The sequence below is a fragment of the Allobosea vaviloviae genome, from assembly GCF_001298265.1.
In the GTDB taxonomy this organism is placed as follows: Bacteria; Pseudomonadota; Alphaproteobacteria; order Rhizobiales; family Beijerinckiaceae; genus Allobosea; species Allobosea vaviloviae_B.
On the sequence record NZ_LGSZ01000022.1, the window covers coordinates 40,222 to 57,947 of the forward strand.

The 17,726-nt window shown below is 67.0% G+C and carries 18 protein-coding genes; 5 read left to right on the top strand and 13 right to left on the bottom strand.

From position 1 onward, the window contains the following. Positions 1-146 precede the first annotated feature (146 nt). Genes AE618_RS04035 through AE618_RS04050 form a run of 4 tightly spaced genes read left to right on the top strand, consistent with a single transcriptional unit; the run spans position 147 to position 4,007 of the window. Complete coding sequence (locus AE618_RS04035; protein WP_054207770.1) at positions 147-1,100, top strand: ABC transporter permease; 954 nt, start codon at positions 147-149, stop codon at positions 1,098-1,100. Beyond that, positions 1,100-1,993 (top strand): ABC transporter permease, encoded by an 894-nt coding sequence (locus tag AE618_RS04040; RefSeq protein WP_054207771.1) that lies wholly within the window; start codon positions 1,100-1,102, stop codon positions 1,991-1,993. Before AE618_RS04035 ends, AE618_RS04040 begins: the two co-directional genes overlap by 1 nt. A 2-nt stretch (positions 1,994-1,995) precedes the next feature. Then, positions 1,996-3,030 carry an ABC transporter ATP-binding protein gene (locus tag AE618_RS04045; protein ID WP_054207772.1) on the top strand — a complete coding sequence of 345 codons (1,035 nt, stop codon included), beginning with the start codon at positions 1,996-1,998 and terminating at the stop codon, positions 3,028-3,030. Beyond that, a complete protein-coding gene (locus AE618_RS04050) occupies positions 3,027-4,007 on the top strand; it encodes an ABC transporter ATP-binding protein (protein WP_054207773.1) in 981 nt (326 codons plus the stop codon). The genes AE618_RS04045 and AE618_RS04050 overlap by 4 nt, the downstream gene beginning before the upstream one ends. 128 nt (positions 4,008-4,135) lie before the next feature. On the opposite strand, the gene AE618_RS04055 is transcribed toward AE618_RS04050, so the two are convergent. From AE618_RS04055 to AE618_RS04080, 6 genes are all read right to left on the bottom strand, one after another. Next, the gene (locus AE618_RS04055; protein ID WP_054207774.1) at positions 4,136-5,242 is read right to left on the bottom strand and encodes a 5-methyltetrahydropteroyltriglutamate--homocysteine S-methyltransferase; all 1,107 of its coding nucleotides are present in this window, start codon (positions 5,240-5,242) and stop codon (positions 4,136-4,138) included. Continuing rightward, the gene (locus AE618_RS04060) at positions 5,239-6,024 is read right to left on the bottom strand and encodes an ABC transporter ATP-binding protein (RefSeq protein WP_082364982.1); all 786 of its coding nucleotides are present in this window, start codon (positions 6,022-6,024) and stop codon (positions 5,239-5,241) included. The genes AE618_RS04055 and AE618_RS04060 overlap by 4 nt, the downstream gene beginning before the upstream one ends. Continuing rightward, entirely contained in the window at positions 6,017-6,784 is a 768-nt protein-coding gene (locus AE618_RS04065) for an ABC transporter ATP-binding protein (protein ID WP_054207775.1), read from the bottom strand. Before AE618_RS04065 ends, AE618_RS04060 begins: the two co-directional genes overlap by 8 nt. Beyond that, the gene (locus AE618_RS04070; protein ID WP_248310757.1) at positions 6,781-7,689 is read right to left on the bottom strand and encodes a branched-chain amino acid ABC transporter permease; all 909 of its coding nucleotides are present in this window, start codon (positions 7,687-7,689) and stop codon (positions 6,781-6,783) included. The genes AE618_RS04065 and AE618_RS04070 overlap by 4 nt, the downstream gene beginning before the upstream one ends. Before the next feature lie 126 nt (positions 7,690-7,815). Continuing rightward, positions 7,816-8,670 carry a branched-chain amino acid ABC transporter permease gene (locus tag AE618_RS04075; RefSeq protein WP_054207777.1) on the bottom strand — a complete coding sequence of 285 codons (855 nt, stop codon included), beginning with the start codon at positions 8,668-8,670 and terminating at the stop codon, positions 7,816-7,818. A 169-nt stretch (positions 8,671-8,839) separates the two neighbouring features. Continuing rightward, the gene (locus AE618_RS04080) at positions 8,840-10,027 is read right to left on the bottom strand and encodes an ABC transporter substrate-binding protein (RefSeq protein WP_054207778.1); all 1,188 of its coding nucleotides are present in this window, start codon (positions 10,025-10,027) and stop codon (positions 8,840-8,842) included. Positions 10,028-10,221: 194 nt separating this feature from the next. Here AE618_RS04080 and AE618_RS04085 point away from each other — a divergent pair, with 194 nt between their 5' ends. Further along, on the top strand, positions 10,222-11,007 hold the full coding sequence (locus AE618_RS04085; RefSeq protein ID WP_054207779.1) for an SDR family oxidoreductase: 786 nt from the start codon (positions 10,222-10,224) through the stop codon (positions 11,005-11,007). A 77-nt stretch (positions 11,008-11,084) separates the two neighbouring features. Here AE618_RS04085 and AE618_RS04090 read toward each other — a convergent pair whose 3' ends face one another. The 7 genes from AE618_RS04090 to AE618_RS04120 all read right to left on the bottom strand — a co-directional run bounded on the left by AE618_RS04090 (position 11,085) and on the right by AE618_RS04120 (position 17,504). After that, complete coding sequence (locus AE618_RS04090) at positions 11,085-11,735, bottom strand: EF-hand domain-containing protein (RefSeq protein WP_054207780.1); 651 nt, start codon at positions 11,733-11,735, stop codon at positions 11,085-11,087. A 167-nt stretch (positions 11,736-11,902) separates the two neighbouring features. Further along, complete coding sequence (locus AE618_RS04095) at positions 11,903-12,310, bottom strand: RidA family protein (RefSeq protein WP_054207994.1); 408 nt, start codon at positions 12,308-12,310, stop codon at positions 11,903-11,905. Positions 12,311-12,511: 201 nt separating this feature from the next. Next, positions 12,512-14,143 carry a benzoate-CoA ligase family protein gene (locus AE618_RS27785; protein ID WP_054207781.1) on the bottom strand — a complete coding sequence of 544 codons (1,632 nt, stop codon included), beginning with the start codon at positions 14,141-14,143 and terminating at the stop codon, positions 12,512-12,514. Positions 14,144-14,161: 18 nt separating this feature from the next. Then, a complete protein-coding gene (locus AE618_RS27790) occupies positions 14,162-15,349 on the bottom strand; it encodes an acyl-CoA dehydrogenase family protein (protein WP_054207782.1) in 1,188 nt (395 codons plus the stop codon). 1 nt (position 15,350) lies between these two features. After that, a complete protein-coding gene (locus tag AE618_RS04110; protein WP_054207783.1) occupies positions 15,351-16,187 on the bottom strand; it encodes an enoyl-CoA hydratase family protein in 837 nt (278 codons plus the stop codon). Next, the gene (locus AE618_RS04115; protein WP_054207784.1) at positions 16,187-16,747 is read right to left on the bottom strand and encodes a MarR family winged helix-turn-helix transcriptional regulator; all 561 of its coding nucleotides are present in this window, start codon (positions 16,745-16,747) and stop codon (positions 16,187-16,189) included. Before AE618_RS04115 ends, AE618_RS04110 begins: the two co-directional genes overlap by 1 nt. Before the next feature lies 1 nt (position 16,748). Next, entirely contained in the window at positions 16,749-17,504 is a 756-nt protein-coding gene (locus AE618_RS04120; protein ID WP_054207785.1) for an SDR family NAD(P)-dependent oxidoreductase, read from the bottom strand. Positions 17,505-17,726: the final 222 nt, after the last annotated feature.

A 17,726-nucleotide genomic window follows, 5' to 3' on the forward strand; every position in this document is an offset into this window, starting at 1 on the left:
GCTGTCATTCCGGGGCATCGCGCAGCGATGAACCCGGAACCCACGACTGGGCGAGCCCTGTGTTCCCTTGACGCAAGCGGAGTGGCCCGTCGTGGATTCCGGGTTCGCGGCTCTGCCGCGCCCCGGAATGACAGGTGGGATTCGCGATGCTGAGCTATCTCGCCAAGCGCATCCTCTACGTCCTGCCGGTGGCCTTCGGCGTCAGCCTGTTCTGTTTCCTGCTGGTGCATATCGCGCCGGGCGATCCGCTGACCTCGGTGCTGCCGCCCGACGCCTCGCAGGCGATGCAGGACGAGTTGCGCAAGATCTACGGCTTCGACCGGCCGCTGCCGGTGCAGTTCGGACTCTGGCTGATGAAGGCGCTGCAGGGCGATCTCGGCACCTCGATCGCCACGGGGCGTCCCGTCGCGGCCGAGGTCTGGCGCGCGGTCGGCAATACCTTGCTGATCGCGGGGCTCGCCACGGTGATCGGCTTCCTGTTCGGCTGCTTCTTCGGCTTCGTCGCCGGCTATTTCCGCGGCTCCTATCTCGACAAGTTCGCGTCCATGCTGGCGGTGCTCGGCGTCTCCGTGCCGCATTACTGGCTGGGCATGGTGATGGTCATCGTGTTCTCGGTGCAGCTCGGCTGGCTGCCGCCGGGCGGGGCGGGGCCGGGCGGCTCGGCTGCCTGGATCTGGAACTGGGAGCATGTCAGCTACATGATCCTGCCGGCGATCACGATGTCGGTGATCCCGATGGGTATCATCGCCCGCACCGTGCGCGCGCTGGTCGCCGACATCCTGAACCAGGAGTTCGTGCCGGCGCTTCGGGCCAAGGGCCTGATGGATTTCGGCGTGTTCAGGCATGTCGTGAAGAACGCAGCGCCGACTGCGCTCGCCGTGATGGGCCTCCAGCTCGGCTACCTGCTCGGCGGTTCCATCCTGATCGAGACCGTGTTCTCCTGGCCGGGCACCGGCTTCCTCCTCGGCAACGCCATCTTCCAGCGCGACCTGCCGCTGCTCCAGGGCACCATCCTCGTCCTGGCGATGTTCTTCGTCGGCCTGAACGTGCTCGTCGACATCCTCCAGGGTCTGCTCGACCCGCGCGTCAGGAGGCGCTGATGACCGCGATCACCGAAAGCGCCCCAGCGATCGTCGTGCCGCCGCTGGCGAAGTCGCCCGGCTACTGGGCCGGCGTCTTCAGGCGGTTCAAGAAGGACAAGGTCGCGGTCGGCGCCGGCCTCGTCGTGCTGGCGATCATCCTCATGGCGATCTTCGCCGACTACATCGCGCCGGCCGACCCGACCCGCTCATCGATGCTGCGGCGCCTGCGCCCGATCGGCACGCCCGGCTATCCGCTGGGCGCAGACGAGCTCGGCCGCGACATGCTCTCGCGTCTGATCCATGGCGCGCGGCTCTCGCTCTTCATGGGCGTCGTGCCGGTCTTCATCGCCTTCGTCTTCGGCTCGGTCATCGGCGTCGCCGCAGGCTTCTTCGGCGGCAAGTTCAACACCATCACCATGCGCACGGTCGATGTCTTCTACGCCTTCCCCTCCGTGCTGCTGGCGATCGCGCTGTCGGGCGCGCTCGGGGCCGGCATCACCAATTCGCTGTTGTCCCTCACCATCGTCTTCATCCCGCCGATCGCGCGCATCGCCGAGAGCGTGACGACGCAGGTGCGCGGCATGGACTATGTCGAGGCCGCCCGTGCCAGCGGCGCCAACGCCCTGACGATCATCCGCGTCCATGTGCTCGGCAATGTGCTGGGGCCGATCTTCGTCTATGCCACCAGCCTGATCTCGGTCTCGATGATCCTGGCCTCGGGCCTGTCCTTCCTGGGGCTCGGCACCAAGCCGCCGACGCCGGAATGGGGCTTGATGCTGAACACGCTGCGCACCGCGATCTATGTGCAGCCCTGGGTGGCGGCGCTGCCCGGCGCTGCGATCTTCATCACCTCGATCTCGTTCAACCTGCTCTCCGACGGTCTGCGCTCGGCGATGGACGTGAAGGGCTGACCATGGCACTCGAACCCCATCCCGATCGCGGCGGCCCGGGCACGCCGCTGCTGCAGGCGAAGACCCTGACCAAGCATTTCCCGCTCGGCGGCGGTGCCGTCGTGCGCGCCGTGGACGGCGTCGATTTCGCGGTGATGAAGGGCGAGACGCTCGGCGTCGTCGGCGAATCCGGCTGCGGCAAGTCGACGACGGCGCGCGTCGTCATGCAGCTCATCCCGCAGGACAAGGGCGAGATGCTGTTCGACGGCGAGATCGTCGGCGGAAAGGATCTGACCCTGAAGGAATACCGCCGCCAGGCGCAGATGGTCTTCCAGGACTCATACGCCTCGCTCAACCCCCGCCTGACCATCGAGGATTCGATCGCCTTCGGCCCGACCGTGCATGGCGTCTCCAAGGCGAACGCCATCCTCAAGGCGCGCGACCTGCTCCAGCGTGTCGGCCTCGACCCCGCCCGTTTTGCCGCGCGCTACCCGCATGAGCTCTCCGGCGGCCAGCGGCAACGCGTCAACATCGCGCGTGCGCTCGCACTCGGCCCGCGCCTCGTTATCCTCGATGAAGCCGTCTCGGCGCTCGACAAATCGGTCGAGGCGCAGGTTCTGAACCTGCTTGCCGATCTGCGCGAGGAGTTCGGCCTGACCTACATCTTCATCAGCCACGACCTCAACGTCGTCCGCTTCATCAGCGACCGCGTCATGGTGATGTATCTCGGCGAGGTCGTGGAGATCGGCGCGGTCGAGGAGCTCTACAACGATCCGCGCCACCCCTATACCAAGGCGCTGCTCTCGGCGATGCCGTCGATGGACCCCGACAACCGGACGATGGAAGCGCCGCTCACCGGCGATCCCCCGAACCCGATCAATCCGCCCGAGGGCTGCCGCTTCCATCCGCGCTGCCCGCATGCGCAGACGATCTGCTCCAAGGCGAAGCCGGCCCTGGTCGTGACCGCGAGCGAGGACGGCACGCGCCGCGCCGCCTGCCACATGGAGATTCCCGGCTCCGGCCACAGCCGCGCGCCCAGCCTGGAGGTTGCCGCGTGACCCCGCTCGTCGCGATCGATAACCTCACCGTGCGCTTTCGCGGCGCCCAGACCGTCCATGCCGTCAACGGCGTTTCGCTGACGCTGGAGCCCGGCAAGGTGCTCGGCATCCTCGGCGAATCCGGCTCCGGCAAGAGCGTGACGCTGAAAACGCTGCTGCGCCTGCTGCCCGAGAGCCGCACCGATATCGGCGGCTCGGTCCGCGTCGATGGCCGCGACGTGCTGGCGCTGAACCCGCAGGATTTGTCGGATTATCGCGGCGCCGTCACCTCGATGATCTTCCAGGACCCGGCGCTGGCGCTCGACCCGGTCTACACGGTCGGCGAGCAGATCGCAGAGGCGATCGTCCGCCATGAGAAGCTCTCGCAGAAGGCGGCGATGGCGCGCGCGCTGGAACTGCTCGAACTCGTTCGCATCCCGTCGCCGGCGCGTCGGCTGAAAGCCTATCCGCATGAGATGTCGGGCGGCATGCGCCAGCGCGCCATGATCGCGCTCGCGCTCGCGGCCCGCCCCAAGCTGCTGCTCGCCGACGAGCCGACGACCGCGCTCGACGCCACCGTGCAGATCCAGATCCTGCTGCTGCTGCGCCAGCTCCAGCGCGACCTCAACATGGGCATGCTCTTCGTCACCCACGATATCGGCGTCGCCGTCGAGGTCTCGGATCGGCTGGCTGTGATGTATGCCGGCCAGATCGTCGAGACCGGCACTGTGCGCGAACTCATCCGCGACCCGCGGCACCCCTACACAAAGGGCCTGCTCGCCGCGAACCTTCACGGCGCCAGAAAGGGCGAGCGGCTGGAGGCGATCCCCGGAGCCCCGCCGGCCCTGACCGAGCCGCCAAACGCCTGCTCCTTCGCGCCGCGCTGCAAATTCGTGCAGGAGCGCTGCCGGGCAGCCCTGCCGCCGGCGGTCCAGCTCGGCGAGGGCAGGGTGGTGCGCTGTGTGCTCGCCGAAGAGGCGCTCACGGCGGCGGCGTAACCCGCGACGTCATGCTCGGGCTTGACCCGAGCATCTCTCAAACCAGAAGACTCTGGTATCGTATCCGGCCGGAGATTCTCGGGTCTGCGCTACGCTTCGCCCGAGAATGACGCCGCCACGCCGCTGGTTCAGCCCCAAACCTCCCGCGCCGTCTCGACGATCAGCTCGAGCTTGCGCCACTGTTCGTCCTCGGCCAGCGTGTTGCCCTCCTCGGTCGAGGCGAAGCCGCATTGCGGCGACAGGCAGAGCTGGTCGAGCGAGACGAATTTCGACGCCTCGTCGATGCGCCGCTTGAGATCGTCCTTGCTCTCCAGAACGCCGGTCTTGGAGGTGACGAGGCCGAGCACGACATGCTTGCCCTTGGGCAGGAAGCGCAGCGGCTCGAAGCCGCCGGAGCGGTCATTGTCCCATTCCATGAAATAGCCGTCGACCGGCATGGTGTTGAACAGCACATCGGCGATCGGCTCGTAGCCGCCGGACGCGATGAAGGTCGAGCGGAAATTGCCGCGGCAGAGATGCATGGTGATGGCAAGATCGGCCGGCTTGTCCTTCAGCGCGGCCTGGACCATGCCGGCATAGATCTCGGGCTGGTGCTCCGGATCGTCGCCGCGCTCGCGCAGCATCTCCCGCTGGGCCGGGTCGCAGAGATAGGCAAACGAGATGTCGTCGAGCTGGAGATAGCGGCAGCCGGCATCGTAGAAGGCGTGGACTGCGCCGTTATAGGCGGCACCGACATCGGCATAGAACGCCTCCATCTGCGGATAGACACCCATATTGATCATCTTCCGGCCGCCCCGGTAGTGCAGCATGCTCGGGCCGGGAATGGTCATTTTGGGGGTCGAGCCCGCCGCGACATTGGCCTTCAGGAACCTGAAGTGCTCGATCATCGGATGCCCGCTGAAGCCAACCTTGCCGACGATGCGCAGCGACTTGGCGATGCCGACGCCGCCCTTGAAGTTCATGCCGGAATCGGCGGTGATCGCCTCGACGCCGTCGAGCTCCTCCATGAAGTCGAAATGCCAATAGGCCCGGCGGAACTCGCCATCGGTGATGCCCTGCAGGCCGATCGCCTCCTGCTTCTTGATCAGCTTGACGATCTCGGCATCCTCGATCGCCTTGAAGGCGGCGTGGTCGAGTGTCCCTGCGGCGTGCTTCTCACGCGCATCCTTGAGCGGCGCGCTACGCAGCAGGCTGCCGACCATGTCGGCGCGGAATGGAGGGGTGGTTCTGGTCATGGGCTCGTCCTCGGTTCGGTCGTGGTCTGGGTTCGCATGGTGCGCTTGATGCGGGCGGGCTTGTCGGCGACGGAGAGATGCGCGGCCATCGCTGCCTCGTCGGCCAGAAGGGCGTCGGAGCGTGCCGCATGGACGATCGCGCCCCGGTCCAGGATGATCGCCTCGTCGGTGAAGGGCAGGATCTTGCGCGCCTTCTGCTCGACCAGGATGGTGGTCAGCCCGTCCTCGCGGTTGAGCCTCGCGATCGTCGCCAGCAATTCGTCGACGATGATCGGGGCGAGCCCCTCCAGCGGCTCGTCGAGCAGCAGCAGCTTGGGGTCGAGCATCAGCGCGCGCGCGACCGCCAGCATCTGCTGCTCGCCGCCGGACAACTGGTTGCCGAGATTGCGCCTGCGCTCCTCCAGTCGCGGGAACAGGGCGTAGGCGCGCGCCACGCTCCAGCCGCTGCCGCGCTGAACGGCGGTCAGGTTCTCCTCGACGGTCAGCGAGCGGAAGATGTTGCGCTCCTGCGGAACCCAGCCGATGCCGATCGCGGCGCGTTTCTCCGGCGGCAGCCGCGTGATGTCCTCGCCGTTGAACCGGATCGTGCCGGCGACATGGCGCGTCAGCCCCATGATCGTGTCGATCAGCGTGGTCTTGCCGGTGCCGTTGCGCCCGAGCAGCGCCAGCGCCGCGCCCTCGCTCAGCTTCAGCGACAGGCCGTTGATGACGATGGCCTCGCGATACCCGGCGACCAGCCCCTCGATCTCCAGCAGGGCAGTGGATGTGGGGAGATCAGACATGCGTGTCCTCCCCGAGATAGACGGACCTGACGCGCGGATCGGTCGAAATCTCCTCCACGCTGCCCTCGGCGAAAAGCTGTCCCTGGACCAGCACCGAGATGCGGTCGGCGAAGGAGAACACCAGCTCCATGTCGTGCTCGATCAGCAGCACCGTGACGTCCTCGGGCAGCGCCTCGACGCTGTCGAGCACGTCATGGCGCTCGTCCTCGGGCACGCCGGCGGCCGGCTCGTCGAGCAGCAGCAACGACGGCTTGCAGGCCATGGCGAGCGCGATCTCCAGCAGGCGCTGCTTGCCATAGGGCAAGGTCGCGGTGCGCCGCGTCATCAGGCCGCCGAGCTTCATCCGCAGGAGCAGGGCCTCGGCCTCGTCGATCACAGCGCTGTTCTGGCCGACCCGGCTCCACCAGCGCGCGCCCGCGCCCTGCCGCTCGGCAATGGCGAGGCCGACCGTCTCGATCGGCGAGAGATCGGCGAAGAGCTGGTTGATCTGGTAGGTCCGCGCCATGCCGCGCCTGACCCGGCCCTGCTGGCTGACGCCGGTGATGTCCTCGCCCATCAGCGCGATCGTGCCCGAACTGACCGGCAGCACCCCGGTCAGCAGGTTGATGAAGGTGGTTTTGCCGGCGCCGTTGGGCCCGATCAGGGCGTGACGGGCGCCTCGCGCGACGCTGAGCGAGATGTCGGCATTGGCCTTGAAGCCGCCAAAGGTTTTGCTCAGGCCGATCGTCTGCAGGGCGGGTGCGGATGCCGAAACGGTCATGGCTCGCGGCCTCCGAACCGGCGCAGCAGCGGCGCGAAGGGACGAGCCAGCCCCGCCACCAGCCGGTCGCGGCCGATCAGCACGAGGATCACCAGGATGAAGCCCATCCAGAAGATCCAGTAGGCCGGCGTCATCGCCGACAGCGTGTCCTTCATCAGCTTGAAGGCGATGGCGCCGATCAGCCCGCCATAGAGATAGCCGGAGCCGCCGATGACCAGAACCAAAAGCGCATCGGCCGAGCGGGCGAAATCGAGCACCTCCAGCGAGACGAACTGCGTTGTCTGGGTCAAAAGCGCGCCCGCCATGCCGGCATAGACCGCAGCCAGCGTATAGACCGCGACGATCCGCCGGTTCGGGGCGATGCCGATGGTCGCGGCACGCAGCCGGTTCTCCTTCAGCGCCTTGAGCGACAATCCGAAGGGCGAATGCACGATCCGCCGCGCCAGCAAAAACAGCAGGAACGCCGTCGTCAGGCTGTAGACATAGGCCGTGGTCCCGGCGAAATCGAAGTCGAAGCGCCCCAGGATCGGCCCGACCGATACGCCGAGCAGGCCATCGGCGCCGCCGGTGAGCCAGTCGAGCCGGTTGGCGAGTTCGTGCAGGATCAGCGCGACGCCCAGCGTCACCATCAGCCGCGTCAGGTCGGTGCCGCGCAGGATCATGAAGCTCGCCAGCAGACCGACGAGACCCGCGGCCGTGCCCGACAGCACGAGCCCCGTCACAGGCTCCGAAATACCATGCTTGGCCAGCAGGCCCGCCGCATAGGCGCCGACGCCGAAGAAGGCGGCGTGCCCCAGCGAAACGATGCCGGCATAGCCGAGGATCAGGTCGAGCGAGAGCGCAAACAGCCCGAGGATGACGATCTCGTTCAGCAGCAGGTGGCGGTTCGGCAGCAGGAGGATCATCCCGAAGGCGCCGAGCCAGAACAGGATTTCGGGCCAGCGCCAGGCCGATTTCGCGCGCAGGAACGCCGATGGCGAGAGCGGTTCGGCCGCCGATGGCGGCGTCGGGACGGGGCTGGGGGACATCGCTCAGCGCCCCCGCGCGAACAGGCCCTGAGGCCTGATCATCAGCACGGCAAGCATCATCGCATAGATGATGAAGGCGCCGAGCTGCGGCACGAGATACTTGCCCATCACATCCGCGACGCCCAGCAGCAGCGCCGCCAATAGTGGCCCGGTCAGGCTCGACGTGCCTCCGACCGTCACGACGATCAGGAAGTAGAGCATGAATTTCAGCGGGAAGGTCGGGTCGAGCCCGACGATCTCGGCGCCGAGAGCGCCGCCCAATCCCGCCAGGCCGGAGCCGAAGGCGAAGGTGATCGCGAAGACCTTGCCGACGGGAATGCCGAGCCCGCGCGCGACCCGCCGGTCGTCGACGGCGGCGCGCAGCTGGCTGCCGAAGCGCGTCCTCGCCAGCACCCATTGCAGCCCCAGCGCCATCAGTCCGCAGATCACCACGATGAAAAGGCGGTAGATCCCGATCCCGACCTCGCCGATCATGATGCGGCCCTGCAGCCAGGCCGGCAGGCGCACGCTCTGCTGCTGCGAGCCCATCAGCCAGTCCGTCGCCGCGATCGCCATGAAGACGAGCCCGATCGAGAACAGCACCTGGTCGAGATGGCTGCGCTCATACATGTGGCGATAGAGCAGGCGTTCGGCCAAGAGCCCGAGCGCGGCGCTGAACAGGAAGGCCAGCGGCAGGCAGGCCAGGAACGGCAGCCCGAACCGGTTCATCAGCACGACGGTGGCGTAGCCCCCGGCCATGGCGAAGGCGCCATGCGCCAGGTTGACGAAGTTCATCAGCCCCAGCGTGACCGCCAGCCCCGCCGCCAGCACGAAGAGCAGCATGCCATAGGCGACGCCGTCGAACAGGATGGTCAGCAAGGGCAGGGGCTCCGCAACGACGGTCTCAAATCATGGCGCTGTCATCCCGGACGCAGCGAAGCGGAGATCCGGGATCCATTCCTGAACGGTTCGGGCATGGATCCCGGATCGGCGCCGCTGACGCGGCTTGTCCGGGACGACGGCGTTTTGGGGAAACGCCTTCAGGCGATCACTTCCCGGCCTTCACCGGGTCCGGCACGGCCTCGAAGGTCGAAAACTCGACATTGTAGAGCTGTCCATCGACCTTCTCGACCTTGCGGGCATAGACGTTCTGGACGATGTCGCGGGTTTTGGCGTCGATCGAGATTGGCCCGCGCGGGCTCGTCCAGGCCATGCCCTTCATCGCCTCGACCAGCGCCGTGCCGTCGGTCGCGCCGTTGGTCTTCTTCAGCGCCTCGTAGATCAGGTGCATGCCGTCCCAACCGCCGACGGCCATGAAGTTCGGCCGCGTATTGGCCGCCTTGCGGAAGGCCTCGACGAAAGCCTTGTTCTCCGCTGACGGATGCGCCGCCGAATAGTGATGCGTGGTGATAGTGCCGAGCGCGACATCGCCCATGCTGTCGACGATGTCGTCATCGGTGACGTCGCCGGTCGCGATCAGCCGCACGCCGGACTTGTCGAGCCCGCGCTCGACGAACTGCTTCATGAACTGAGAGCCGGCGCCCGAGGGCACGAAGACGAACAGCGCATCGGGCTTGGTGTCGGCGACCCGCTGCAGGAAGGGCGAGAAGTCGGGGTTGCGCAGGGGTATGCGAACTTCGCCGACGACCTCGCCGCCGGCGGCGGTGAGCCGCTCCTTGAAGGCCTTCTCGGCATCGATTCCGGGACCATAGTCGGAGACCAGCGTCATCGCCTTCTTGACGCCGTTCTTCGCCGCCCAGTCGGCGATGCCGATTGTCACCTGCGGCAGGGTGAAGGAGGTGCGCACCACGAAGGGCGACTGCTCGGTGATCGAGGAGGTCGCTGCCGCCATCACGATCAGCGGTGTCTTCGACTGCGTCGCCAGCGGCGCGACCGCGAAGGCGAGCGGGGTCAGCCCAAAGCCGGCCAGAAAGCTGACCTTGTCGTTGACCAGAAGCTCCTGCGCGATGCGACGCGTCACGTCCGGCGTGCCGGTGTCGTCCTTGACGATCAGTTCGACCGTCTTGCCGGCGACGGTCGCGCCCTTCTGGGCCATATAGAGTTTGGCGGCGGCTTCGATCTGGCGCCCGGTCGAAGCGAACGGGCCGGTCATCGGCAGGATCAGCCCGATCTTGACGGTCTGTGCCTGCGCTTGCGCCAGCGCAGGCACCAGCAGCATCGCGGCGCCTGCGATCGCGATCAGCGCCCGGCGCGAGAATCCAAGTGATGTCGTCATGATAACCTCCCATATATGTGCGATTACCGCACTATTATTCTGATTTCGCACAACTTTCGACGGCGCATACGTCGCTGTCAATCAAACGATAGGCCAGATCGAGGGTAAGCGGCATTCCCTCCTCGAGTTTCAGCGGCTATCAGCGTGGCAATGATGCGCCGCGATGCCGCTGCGCCGACGCGACGGAGAAAACCATGGATCTCGGCCTTCACGACAAGCGCGCGCTGGTGCTGGGTGCGAGCCGTGGCCTTGGCGCGGCCATCGCCCGCACGCTCGCGGCCGAGGGCGCCTCGGTGATCGCCGCCGCTCGCAATGTCGCGGCAACCGATGCCTGGGTCAGCAAATGCCCCGAGGAGATCCGCGGCCGCATTTTTGCGGCGAGCCTCGATCTGGCTGATCTCGCCTCGGTCGATTCGCTGGTTGGCGTGCTCAGGGATGCCGGCGGCGTCGATATCCTGATCGGCAATTCGGGCGGCCCGCCGCCGGCCGAGGCCCGTGAGGCCGGGCGGGACGATTGGCTGAAGCATTTCGAACCTATGGCCGCCAATCTCTTCCATCTGGCGCAGGGCGTTCTGCCGGGCATGGTCGAGCGCGGCTTCGGCCGGATCATCACCATCGCCTCGTCGGGCGTCGAGCAGCCGATTCCGCGCCTCGCGCTGTCGAACGGCATCCGCGCCGCCGTCGTCGGCTGGTCCAAGACGCTCGCCGCCGAAGTGGCGGGGCAGGGCGTCACGGTCAATGTCGTGCTTCCCGGTCGCATCCACACCGAGCGGGTCGACCAGCTCGACAAGGCCGCCGCCGATCGCGCCGGCACCACGCTCGAGCAGGCCGCCAAGACCTCGCAGGCGACGATTCCGGCTGGTCGCTACGGCACGGCGCAGGAATTTGCCGATGTGGTGACCTTCCTCGCCAGCGAGAAGGCGAGCTATGTCACGGGCGCCAAGATCCGCATCGACGGCGGTGCGACGCGCGGGATCTGACGAGAGGCTTGAGGCGCTCTCGATCTGAGGAGCGCCGGCCAGCCTTCTGCTGACCGGCGTTCATAAGGCGGGCTGGCTCAGGCCGCCTGCGAATAGGCCGTGCCGGACGCGTTCGACGCGCCCAACTGGTAGGTGCTGTCATAGGCCTGTGAGGCGCTGGACGGCGGGGGGCCAGGCGGCGGACCAGACGGCCGGCCGCGCTTCTCGAGCGCCTGCTGGAACGAGCTCTGCTCCTCCTTCGAGACCGAGCCGTCCTTGTCGGAATCGATCGCCTCGAACAGCTTGCTCAGCAAGTCGCTGGAGGTCTGCGTTCCCGAGGACAGCGCCGAGAGGAACTCGTCCTTGGCGATGCCGCCATCCGCGTTGGCATCGAGCTGGGCGAAGATATCCGTCTCGTCGTCGCTCTCCTCCGTCGCGCCGGTCTCGCTGGTGCCATCGGTCTGCAGCCCGAACAGGAAGGACTGCAGCTGCTGCTGAGCCTTCTCGGCCTTCGCCTTGAAGGCGTCGGACTCTTCCTTGGTGACCGAACCGTCGCTGTCGCTATCGATCGCCTTGAAGAGCTCCTCGCTCCTGGCACTGGCCTTGGCGCTATCGGCGCCCTTCGGCGCGCCGGTCTTGAATTCGTCGAGGCTGAGTGCGCCGCTGGTGTCACTGTCGAGTGTGTCGAAGCTCGGTGGTTTGGGCGGGGGCGGGCGGTATCCGCCACCGACGCCGCTGATGCTGGACATGGTCGGTCTCCATCGCGTCACCGCCGGATGGCGGCGCGAGGAGTTTCAGCCCGCAGTCCATGCCCGAAGGCTAAGGCGGCGACGGTGCCGCGAGAAACTTGGTTACCGGACGTTTCACCTTTCCGTTGTGAAACAATCGGAAACCTAGTTGTCGCTGCGATGGGGCGTCAGCCGGCGAGCACCGCGGTTGCCTCGATCTCGATCATCGCCTCGGGCTCGACCAGCGAGACGACCTGCACCACGGCCATCGTCGGGAAATGTCGGCCGAGAACCTCGCGATAGACCGGCCCCATCTCTTTCAGGCTGGCGCGATAGGCCGCGATATCGGTGACGTACCAGGTCAACCGCACGATATCCTCGACGCGCCCGCCGCCAGCCTCGACCACCGCCTTGATGTTGACCAGCGTCTGCCGGAGCTGCGGCAGGAATCCCCTGGCGAAGACGCCGTTCTCGTTCCAGCCGACGAGGCCGCCCGTCACCAGCACCCGGCCCTCCGCCACCATGCCGTTGGCGTAGCCGCGCGGCACGGACCAGCCCTCGGGCAGGATGGCACGGGACAGGGTTTCACTCGACATGGGCGTCGCCTCGGTTCGGCCGGCTTCAGGTGCCGTCAGGTTGTTGTTCGATGAATAGCGCGCCGTCATCCCGGATGCAGCGAAGCGGAAATCCGGGATCCATTCCGGAACCTTGCCGAGCAGCGTTCCGGAATGGATCCCGGGTCTCCCTTTGGTCGCCCGGGATGACGACGCGCTTTTGCTTCTAACCAGGATCAGGCTTCAACCATCGTTTTGCGCCATCCGGCGCAAGGCGAAGCGCTGCAGCTTGCCGCTGGCGGTCTTTGGCAAAGCGGGGACGAAGTCGATCGCGCGGGGATATTTGTAGGGCGCGATACCGGCCTTAACATGGTCCTGCAAGGTCTTGAGCATCGCCGCGTCGCCTCTGACGCCCTCGCGCAGCACGACATAGGCCTTCACGATGCTGCCGCGCTCGGGGCAGGGCGCTGCGACCACGCCGCATTCCATCACATCGGGATGCGCCAGCAGGCAGGCTTCGACCTCTGGTCCGGCGATGTTGTAGCCCGACGAAATGATCATGTCGTCGGAGCGGGCCTGATACCAGAAATAGCCGTCCGCATCGCGGATATAGCTGTCGCCGGTGACGTTCCAGCCGTTCTGGACATAGTTGAACTGGCGTTCGTCGGCGAGATAGCGGCAGCCGATCGGCCCGCGCACGGCGAGCCGTCCGGGCGTCCCGTCTGGAACCTCGCCGCCCTCGTCATCGACGATTTTCGCCTCGTATCCCGGCACCGGCAGGCCGGTCGAGCCGGGTCGGATCGCCTCGCGCGGCGCCGCGATGAAGATGTGCAGCATCTCGGTGGCACCGATGCCGTCCATCAGCGGCAGTCCCGTCTTCGCGAGCCAGGCGTCGAAGACGGGCTTGGGCAGCGTCTCGCCGGCCGAGACGCAGATCCGCAGCGAGGAGATGTCCCGCCCGTCCAGCTTGTCGAGCACGGCGCGATAGGCGGTCGGCGCGGTGAAGATCACGCTGGCCTTGTGGCGCTCGATGGCGTCGATCAGGTCGGCCGGTCCGGTCTTGTCGGGCAGCACGGCGGTGGCGCCGATCCGGAAGGGAAACAGCACCATGCCGCCGAGCCCGAAGGTGAAGGCCAGCGGCGCCGAGCCGATGAAGCGGTCCTGCGGGGACGCCTTCAGGACCTTCGCGCCATAAGCGTCGCAGATCACCAGCAGATCGCGCTGGAAATGCATCGTGCCCTTGGGCTCTCCCGTCGTGCCCGAGGTGAAGCCGATCAGGCACACATCGTCGCTCGACGTATCGACGGGCTCGAAATGCTCGTAGCCCGGCTGCGCCATCAGCGTGTCAAGCTCGCAGCCCCACACGCCGAAGGCGACGATGCGCATAAGCTCGGGCGCCTGCGCCTGGGCCGTCTCCAATTCGCCGAGAAGCCGATGGTCGCACAGGGCGAGCGCGATCCTGGCCTTGCGGATCGGATAGACCAGCTCGACCGCGCGCAGCATCGGCATGGTCGCGACCACGACGCCGCCGGCCTTGATCACTGCGAGATAGGCCGCGACCATCATCGGCGTGTTGGCGGCGCGCAGCAGCACACGGTTGCCCGGCAGCATGCCCAGATCGCGCGTCAGCACGTTGGCGATGCGGTTGATGCGCTGCGCCAGCTCGGCATAGCTCCAGACGAGATGGTCGCCGATGATCGCGGTGCGGGCGCCGCGCCCTTGGGCGACATGGTCGTCGACCAGTTCGGTCACGGCGTTCAGCCGCTGCGGATAGGACAGGCCGGCCTTGTCGAGGTCTATCTGCGGCCACTGCTCGGGTGGCGGCAGGTTGTCACGCGTGAAGCTGTCGATATGGCCGGAGCGCAGGAAGTCCATTGCCGTCCCCCCTCTGTCTCAGCGCGCGGATTTCAGCAGGTCGCGCGCGATCACGACCTTCTGGACTTCCGATGCCCCCTCATAGATCCGCAACGCCCTGATCTCCCGGTACAATTCTTCCACCTTGACGCCCTTGGTGACGCCGAGCCCGCCATGGATCTGGACGGCCCGGTCGATCACGGCTTGAGCGTTCTCTGTCGCGACGAGTTTGGCGAGCGCAGCCTCGCGGGTGACGCGCGGGGCGCCGCGATCCTTGGTCCAGGCGGCGCGGTAGACCAGCAGCGCGGCGGCATCGACCTGCGCCGCGCTGTCGGCGATGGCGGCCTGCGAGAGCTGGAGATCTCCGAGCGTGCCGCCGAAGAGCTTGCGGGCATTGGCGTGCGCGATTGTCTCGTGCAGCGCGCGCCTGGCAAAGCCGAGCGCGGCTGCGCCAACCGTCGAGCGGAAGATATCCAGCGTCGCCATCGCCACCTTGAAGCCGTCGCCGGGGCCACCGATCCTGTTCCCGATCGGCACGCGGCAGCCCTCGAACCGCAACGTCGCCAGCGGATGCGGCGCGATCACCTCGATCCGCTCGGCGATGTTCAGGCCCGGCGTATCCGCCTCGACCAGGAAGGCCGACAGGCCTCGCGCGCCGGGTGCCTCGCCGGTGCGGGCGAAGACGACGTAGTGGTCGGCGATGCCGCCATTCGAGATCCAGCTCTTCTCGCCGTCGATCCGGACATGGTCGTTGCCGTCGGGCGTGGCGGTGGTCGCCATCGCGGCGACATCCGAGCCCGCTTCCTTTTCCGAGAGCGCGAAGGCTGCGATCCGCGCCCCCTCGCAGACGCCCGGCAGGATGCGCGCCTTCATCGCCTCGGAGCCCGCGACGGTGATCGCTCCCGTACCGAGCCCCTGCATCGCGAAGGCGAAATCGGCGAGCCCGTCACGCGCCGCCAGGATCTCGCGGGCGAGGCAGAGCGTGCGGACATCGAGCGTGGGCGTGAGGCCGCCATAGGCCTCCGGCACGGCCGCGCGCAGGAAACCGCCTTCGCCCAGCGCCGTGACGCGCGCCCGGCAGGCAGCATCGACATCATCATGCGGCAGGCCGGGCAGGGTGGCGTCGGCCCAAGCCGACAGCTCGGCGGCGAAGCGGCGATGCCGGTCCTCGAAGAACGGCCAGTCCAGCGTGTCCTGCAGGATCCCGTCGAGATGTGCCGCGCTCATCTCAGTTGCCCTCGAAGACCGGCTTCTGCTTGCCTGCGAAGGCGTGGTAGGCGCGGGCGAAATCCTCGGTCTGCATGCATAGAGCCTGCGCCACGGCCTCCGCCTCGATCGCGCTCTCGACCGACATCGCCCATTCCATCTCCAGCATGCGCTTGGTCATGGCGTTGGCGAAGGTCGGCCCATCGGCCAGTTCGGCCGCGAGCGTCTGCGCCTCGGCCAGCACGACATCCCTGGACAGGAGACGGTTGAGGAAGCCCCAGCGCTCGGCCTCGTCGCCGCGCAACACGCGGCCGGTGTAGAGCAGTTCGGCCGCGCGGCCCTGGCCGACGATGCGCGGCAGCATCGCGCAGGCGCCCATGTCGCAGCCGGCCAGGCCCACGCGGTTGAACAGGAAGGCGATCTTGCTCTCGGCCGTGCCGAACCGCAGATCCGACGCCATCGCGATGATGGCGCCCGCACCGGCGCAGATCCCGTCGATGGCCGCGATCACCGGCTGCGGGCAGGCCCGGATCGCCTTGACCAGATCGCCGGTCATCCGGGTGAATTTCAGCAGCTCCTTGGTCTCCATCGCGACCAGCGGTCCGATGATCTCGAAGACGTCGCCACCGGAGGAGAAGTTGCCGCCGGCGCCCGTCACCACGATCGCCTTGACCTGCTCGTCCTTCTGCGCGGCGAGGAAGAAATCGGTGAGCTCGCGGTAGCTTGCGAAGGTCAGCGGATTCTTTTTCTCAGGCCGGTTCAGCGTCACCGTCGCGACCTTGCCGACGGCGGACAGCGCGAAATGCGACGGCTGGAATTCCGCCAGCGGTAGGATCGTGGCGTTGGCGAGGCTGGTCATCAGGCGTTTCCCTTGCCGGCGTCGCTCATGCCGGCATCGTTCGCTTGGGCGCTGCGCGCGGAGATGGCGCGATGCAGAGAGGTCTTGGTGTTCCCGAGCAGGCGGAAGAGCTGCCCGATTTCCGGCTGATCGAGCCCGGCGAAGAGCTCGGCGATCCAGCCCTCATGCCGCTCGGCCATCGCCTTGAAAGCCTTGCGGCCCTGCGCCGTCAGCGTCAGCACCTGCACGCGCCGGTCCTGCGTCGCGGCCCGCTTGTCGACGAGCCCGTCGGCGAGCAGCCCGGCGACGACCGCCGTGACATTGCCGTTCGAGACCATCAGCCGCTGCGAGACCTCGCCGACGGTCATGCCGGCACTCGACTTGTCGAGCTGCGCCATCAGGTCGAAGCGCGGCAGCGTCGTCTTGAACTCCTCGCGCAGGCGGTTGCGGATCTCGGTCTCGATCAGGGTCGAGCAGGTCAGCATCCGCAGCCAGAGCCGCAGTTCGTCCTTGTGGTCGCCGGGACGTTCGCTGGCCTTGGTCTCGCGGTCGAGGACGAGGCCGGAGGAGGTCGGTTCCATCTCAGAACTCCCCGCCATTGATCATCAGCGACTGGCCGGTGACCGACGCGCTGCCCGCCCCGCACAGATAGAGCACGGCGGCGGCAATCTCGTCGGGTGCGATGAGGCGGCCCTGCGGATTGGCCCGGACCATCTCGGCCAGCGCCTGTTCGCGCGTCGCGCCGGTCTTGGCGACGATGGTCTCGATGCCACCAGCGACCATGTCGGTGTCGGCATAGCCCGGGCAGATGGCGTTGACGGTGATGCCCGAGCGCGCCGTTTCCAGCGCCAGCGACTTCACCAGCCCGACAACCGCATGCTTGGCCGCGACATAAGCCGAGACGTAAGCGTAGCCGCGATGCCCGGCGGTCGAGGCGATGGCGATCAGCCGGCCATTACCGCGCTCGATCATGCCGGGCAGGGCGGCATGGAACAGGTTGACCGTGCCGATCAGGTTGATTTCGTTCAGTCGGCGGAACCGCTCGGCCGAGCTGCGCAGGAAGGGGCCGGTCTCGACGGCACCGGCATTGGCGATGGCGACGGCGATCGGCGAAGCCTCCGCCAGCTTCGCGATGGCAGCAGCCATGGCGGTCTCGTCGGAGACATCGCAGACCGCATAACCGTCGGCGTCGCCGGCCTTGCAGGTTTCGGCCAGCGCAGCCTCGTCCCGCCCGATGATCGAGACATGCGCGCCATGGCGCCCCAGCGTCGCGGCAATGGCGCGGCCGATCCCGCGTCCCCCACCCGTCACCACCGCGTGCCGCCCTGAAAGGAGCATCCGATCCGCCTCCCGATGCGCCAATATATTTTAGGTCTAAAGCATTTTGCAAGCGGCTGTGAAGAGCGGGTCCGAGGCGCTGGCAGTATACCAAAACGATGCATAGAGCGCCTATCGACGGCGCGAAGCCTGCGTCGTTTGATCTCGGTCAAGGCGAAAAGGCAGTCGCTTGAGCAAAAATTATTTTAGGCCTAAAATAATTTTGCACTCGGTTCGGGAGAG

Coding starts and splice junctions, on each gene's coding strand:
- AE618_RS04055 (WP_054207774.1), bottom strand. CDS start 5,242: ATGACCAGAACCACCCCTCCATTCCGCGCCGACATGGTCGGCAGCCTG.
- AE618_RS04085 (WP_054207779.1), top strand. CDS start 10,222: ATGGATCTCGGCCTTCACGACAAGCGCGCGCTGGTGCTGGGTGCGAGC.
- AE618_RS04070 (WP_248310757.1), bottom strand. CDS start 7,689: ATGATCCTCCTGCTGCCGAACCGCCACCTGCTGCTGAACGAGATCGTC.
- AE618_RS04115 (WP_054207784.1), bottom strand. CDS start 16,747: ATGGAACCGACCTCCTCCGGCCTCGTCCTCGACCGCGAGACCAAGGCC.
- AE618_RS04110 (WP_054207783.1), bottom strand. CDS start 16,187: ATGACCAGCCTCGCCAACGCCACGATCCTACCGCTGGCGGAATTCCAG.
- AE618_RS04035 (WP_054207770.1), top strand. CDS start 147: ATGCTGAGCTATCTCGCCAAGCGCATCCTCTACGTCCTGCCGGTGGCC.
- AE618_RS04080 (WP_054207778.1), bottom strand. CDS start 10,027: ATGACGACATCACTTGGATTCTCGCGCCGGGCGCTGATCGCGATCGCA.
- AE618_RS04040 (WP_054207771.1), top strand. CDS start 1,100: ATGACCGCGATCACCGAAAGCGCCCCAGCGATCGTCGTGCCGCCGCTG.
- AE618_RS04060 (WP_082364982.1), bottom strand. CDS start 6,024: ATGTCTGATCTCCCCACATCCACTGCCCTGCTGGAGATCGAGGGGCTG.
- AE618_RS04120 (WP_054207785.1), bottom strand. CDS start 17,504: ATGCTCCTTTCAGGGCGGCACGCGGTGGTGACGGGTGGGGGACGCGGG.
- AE618_RS27785 (WP_054207781.1), bottom strand. CDS start 14,143: ATGGACTTCCTGCGCTCCGGCCATATCGACAGCTTCACGCGTGACAAC.
- AE618_RS04095 (WP_054207994.1), bottom strand. CDS start 12,310: ATGTCGAGTGAAACCCTGTCCCGTGCCATCCTGCCCGAGGGCTGGTCC.
- AE618_RS27790 (WP_054207782.1), bottom strand. CDS start 15,349: ATGAGCGCGGCACATCTCGACGGGATCCTGCAGGACACGCTGGACTGG.
- AE618_RS04090 (WP_054207780.1), bottom strand. CDS start 11,735: ATGTCCAGCATCAGCGGCGTCGGTGGCGGATACCGCCCGCCCCCGCCC.
- AE618_RS04065 (WP_054207775.1), bottom strand. CDS start 6,784: ATGACCGTTTCGGCATCCGCACCCGCCCTGCAGACGATCGGCCTGAGC.
- AE618_RS04045 (WP_054207772.1), top strand. CDS start 1,996: ATGGCACTCGAACCCCATCCCGATCGCGGCGGCCCGGGCACGCCGCTG.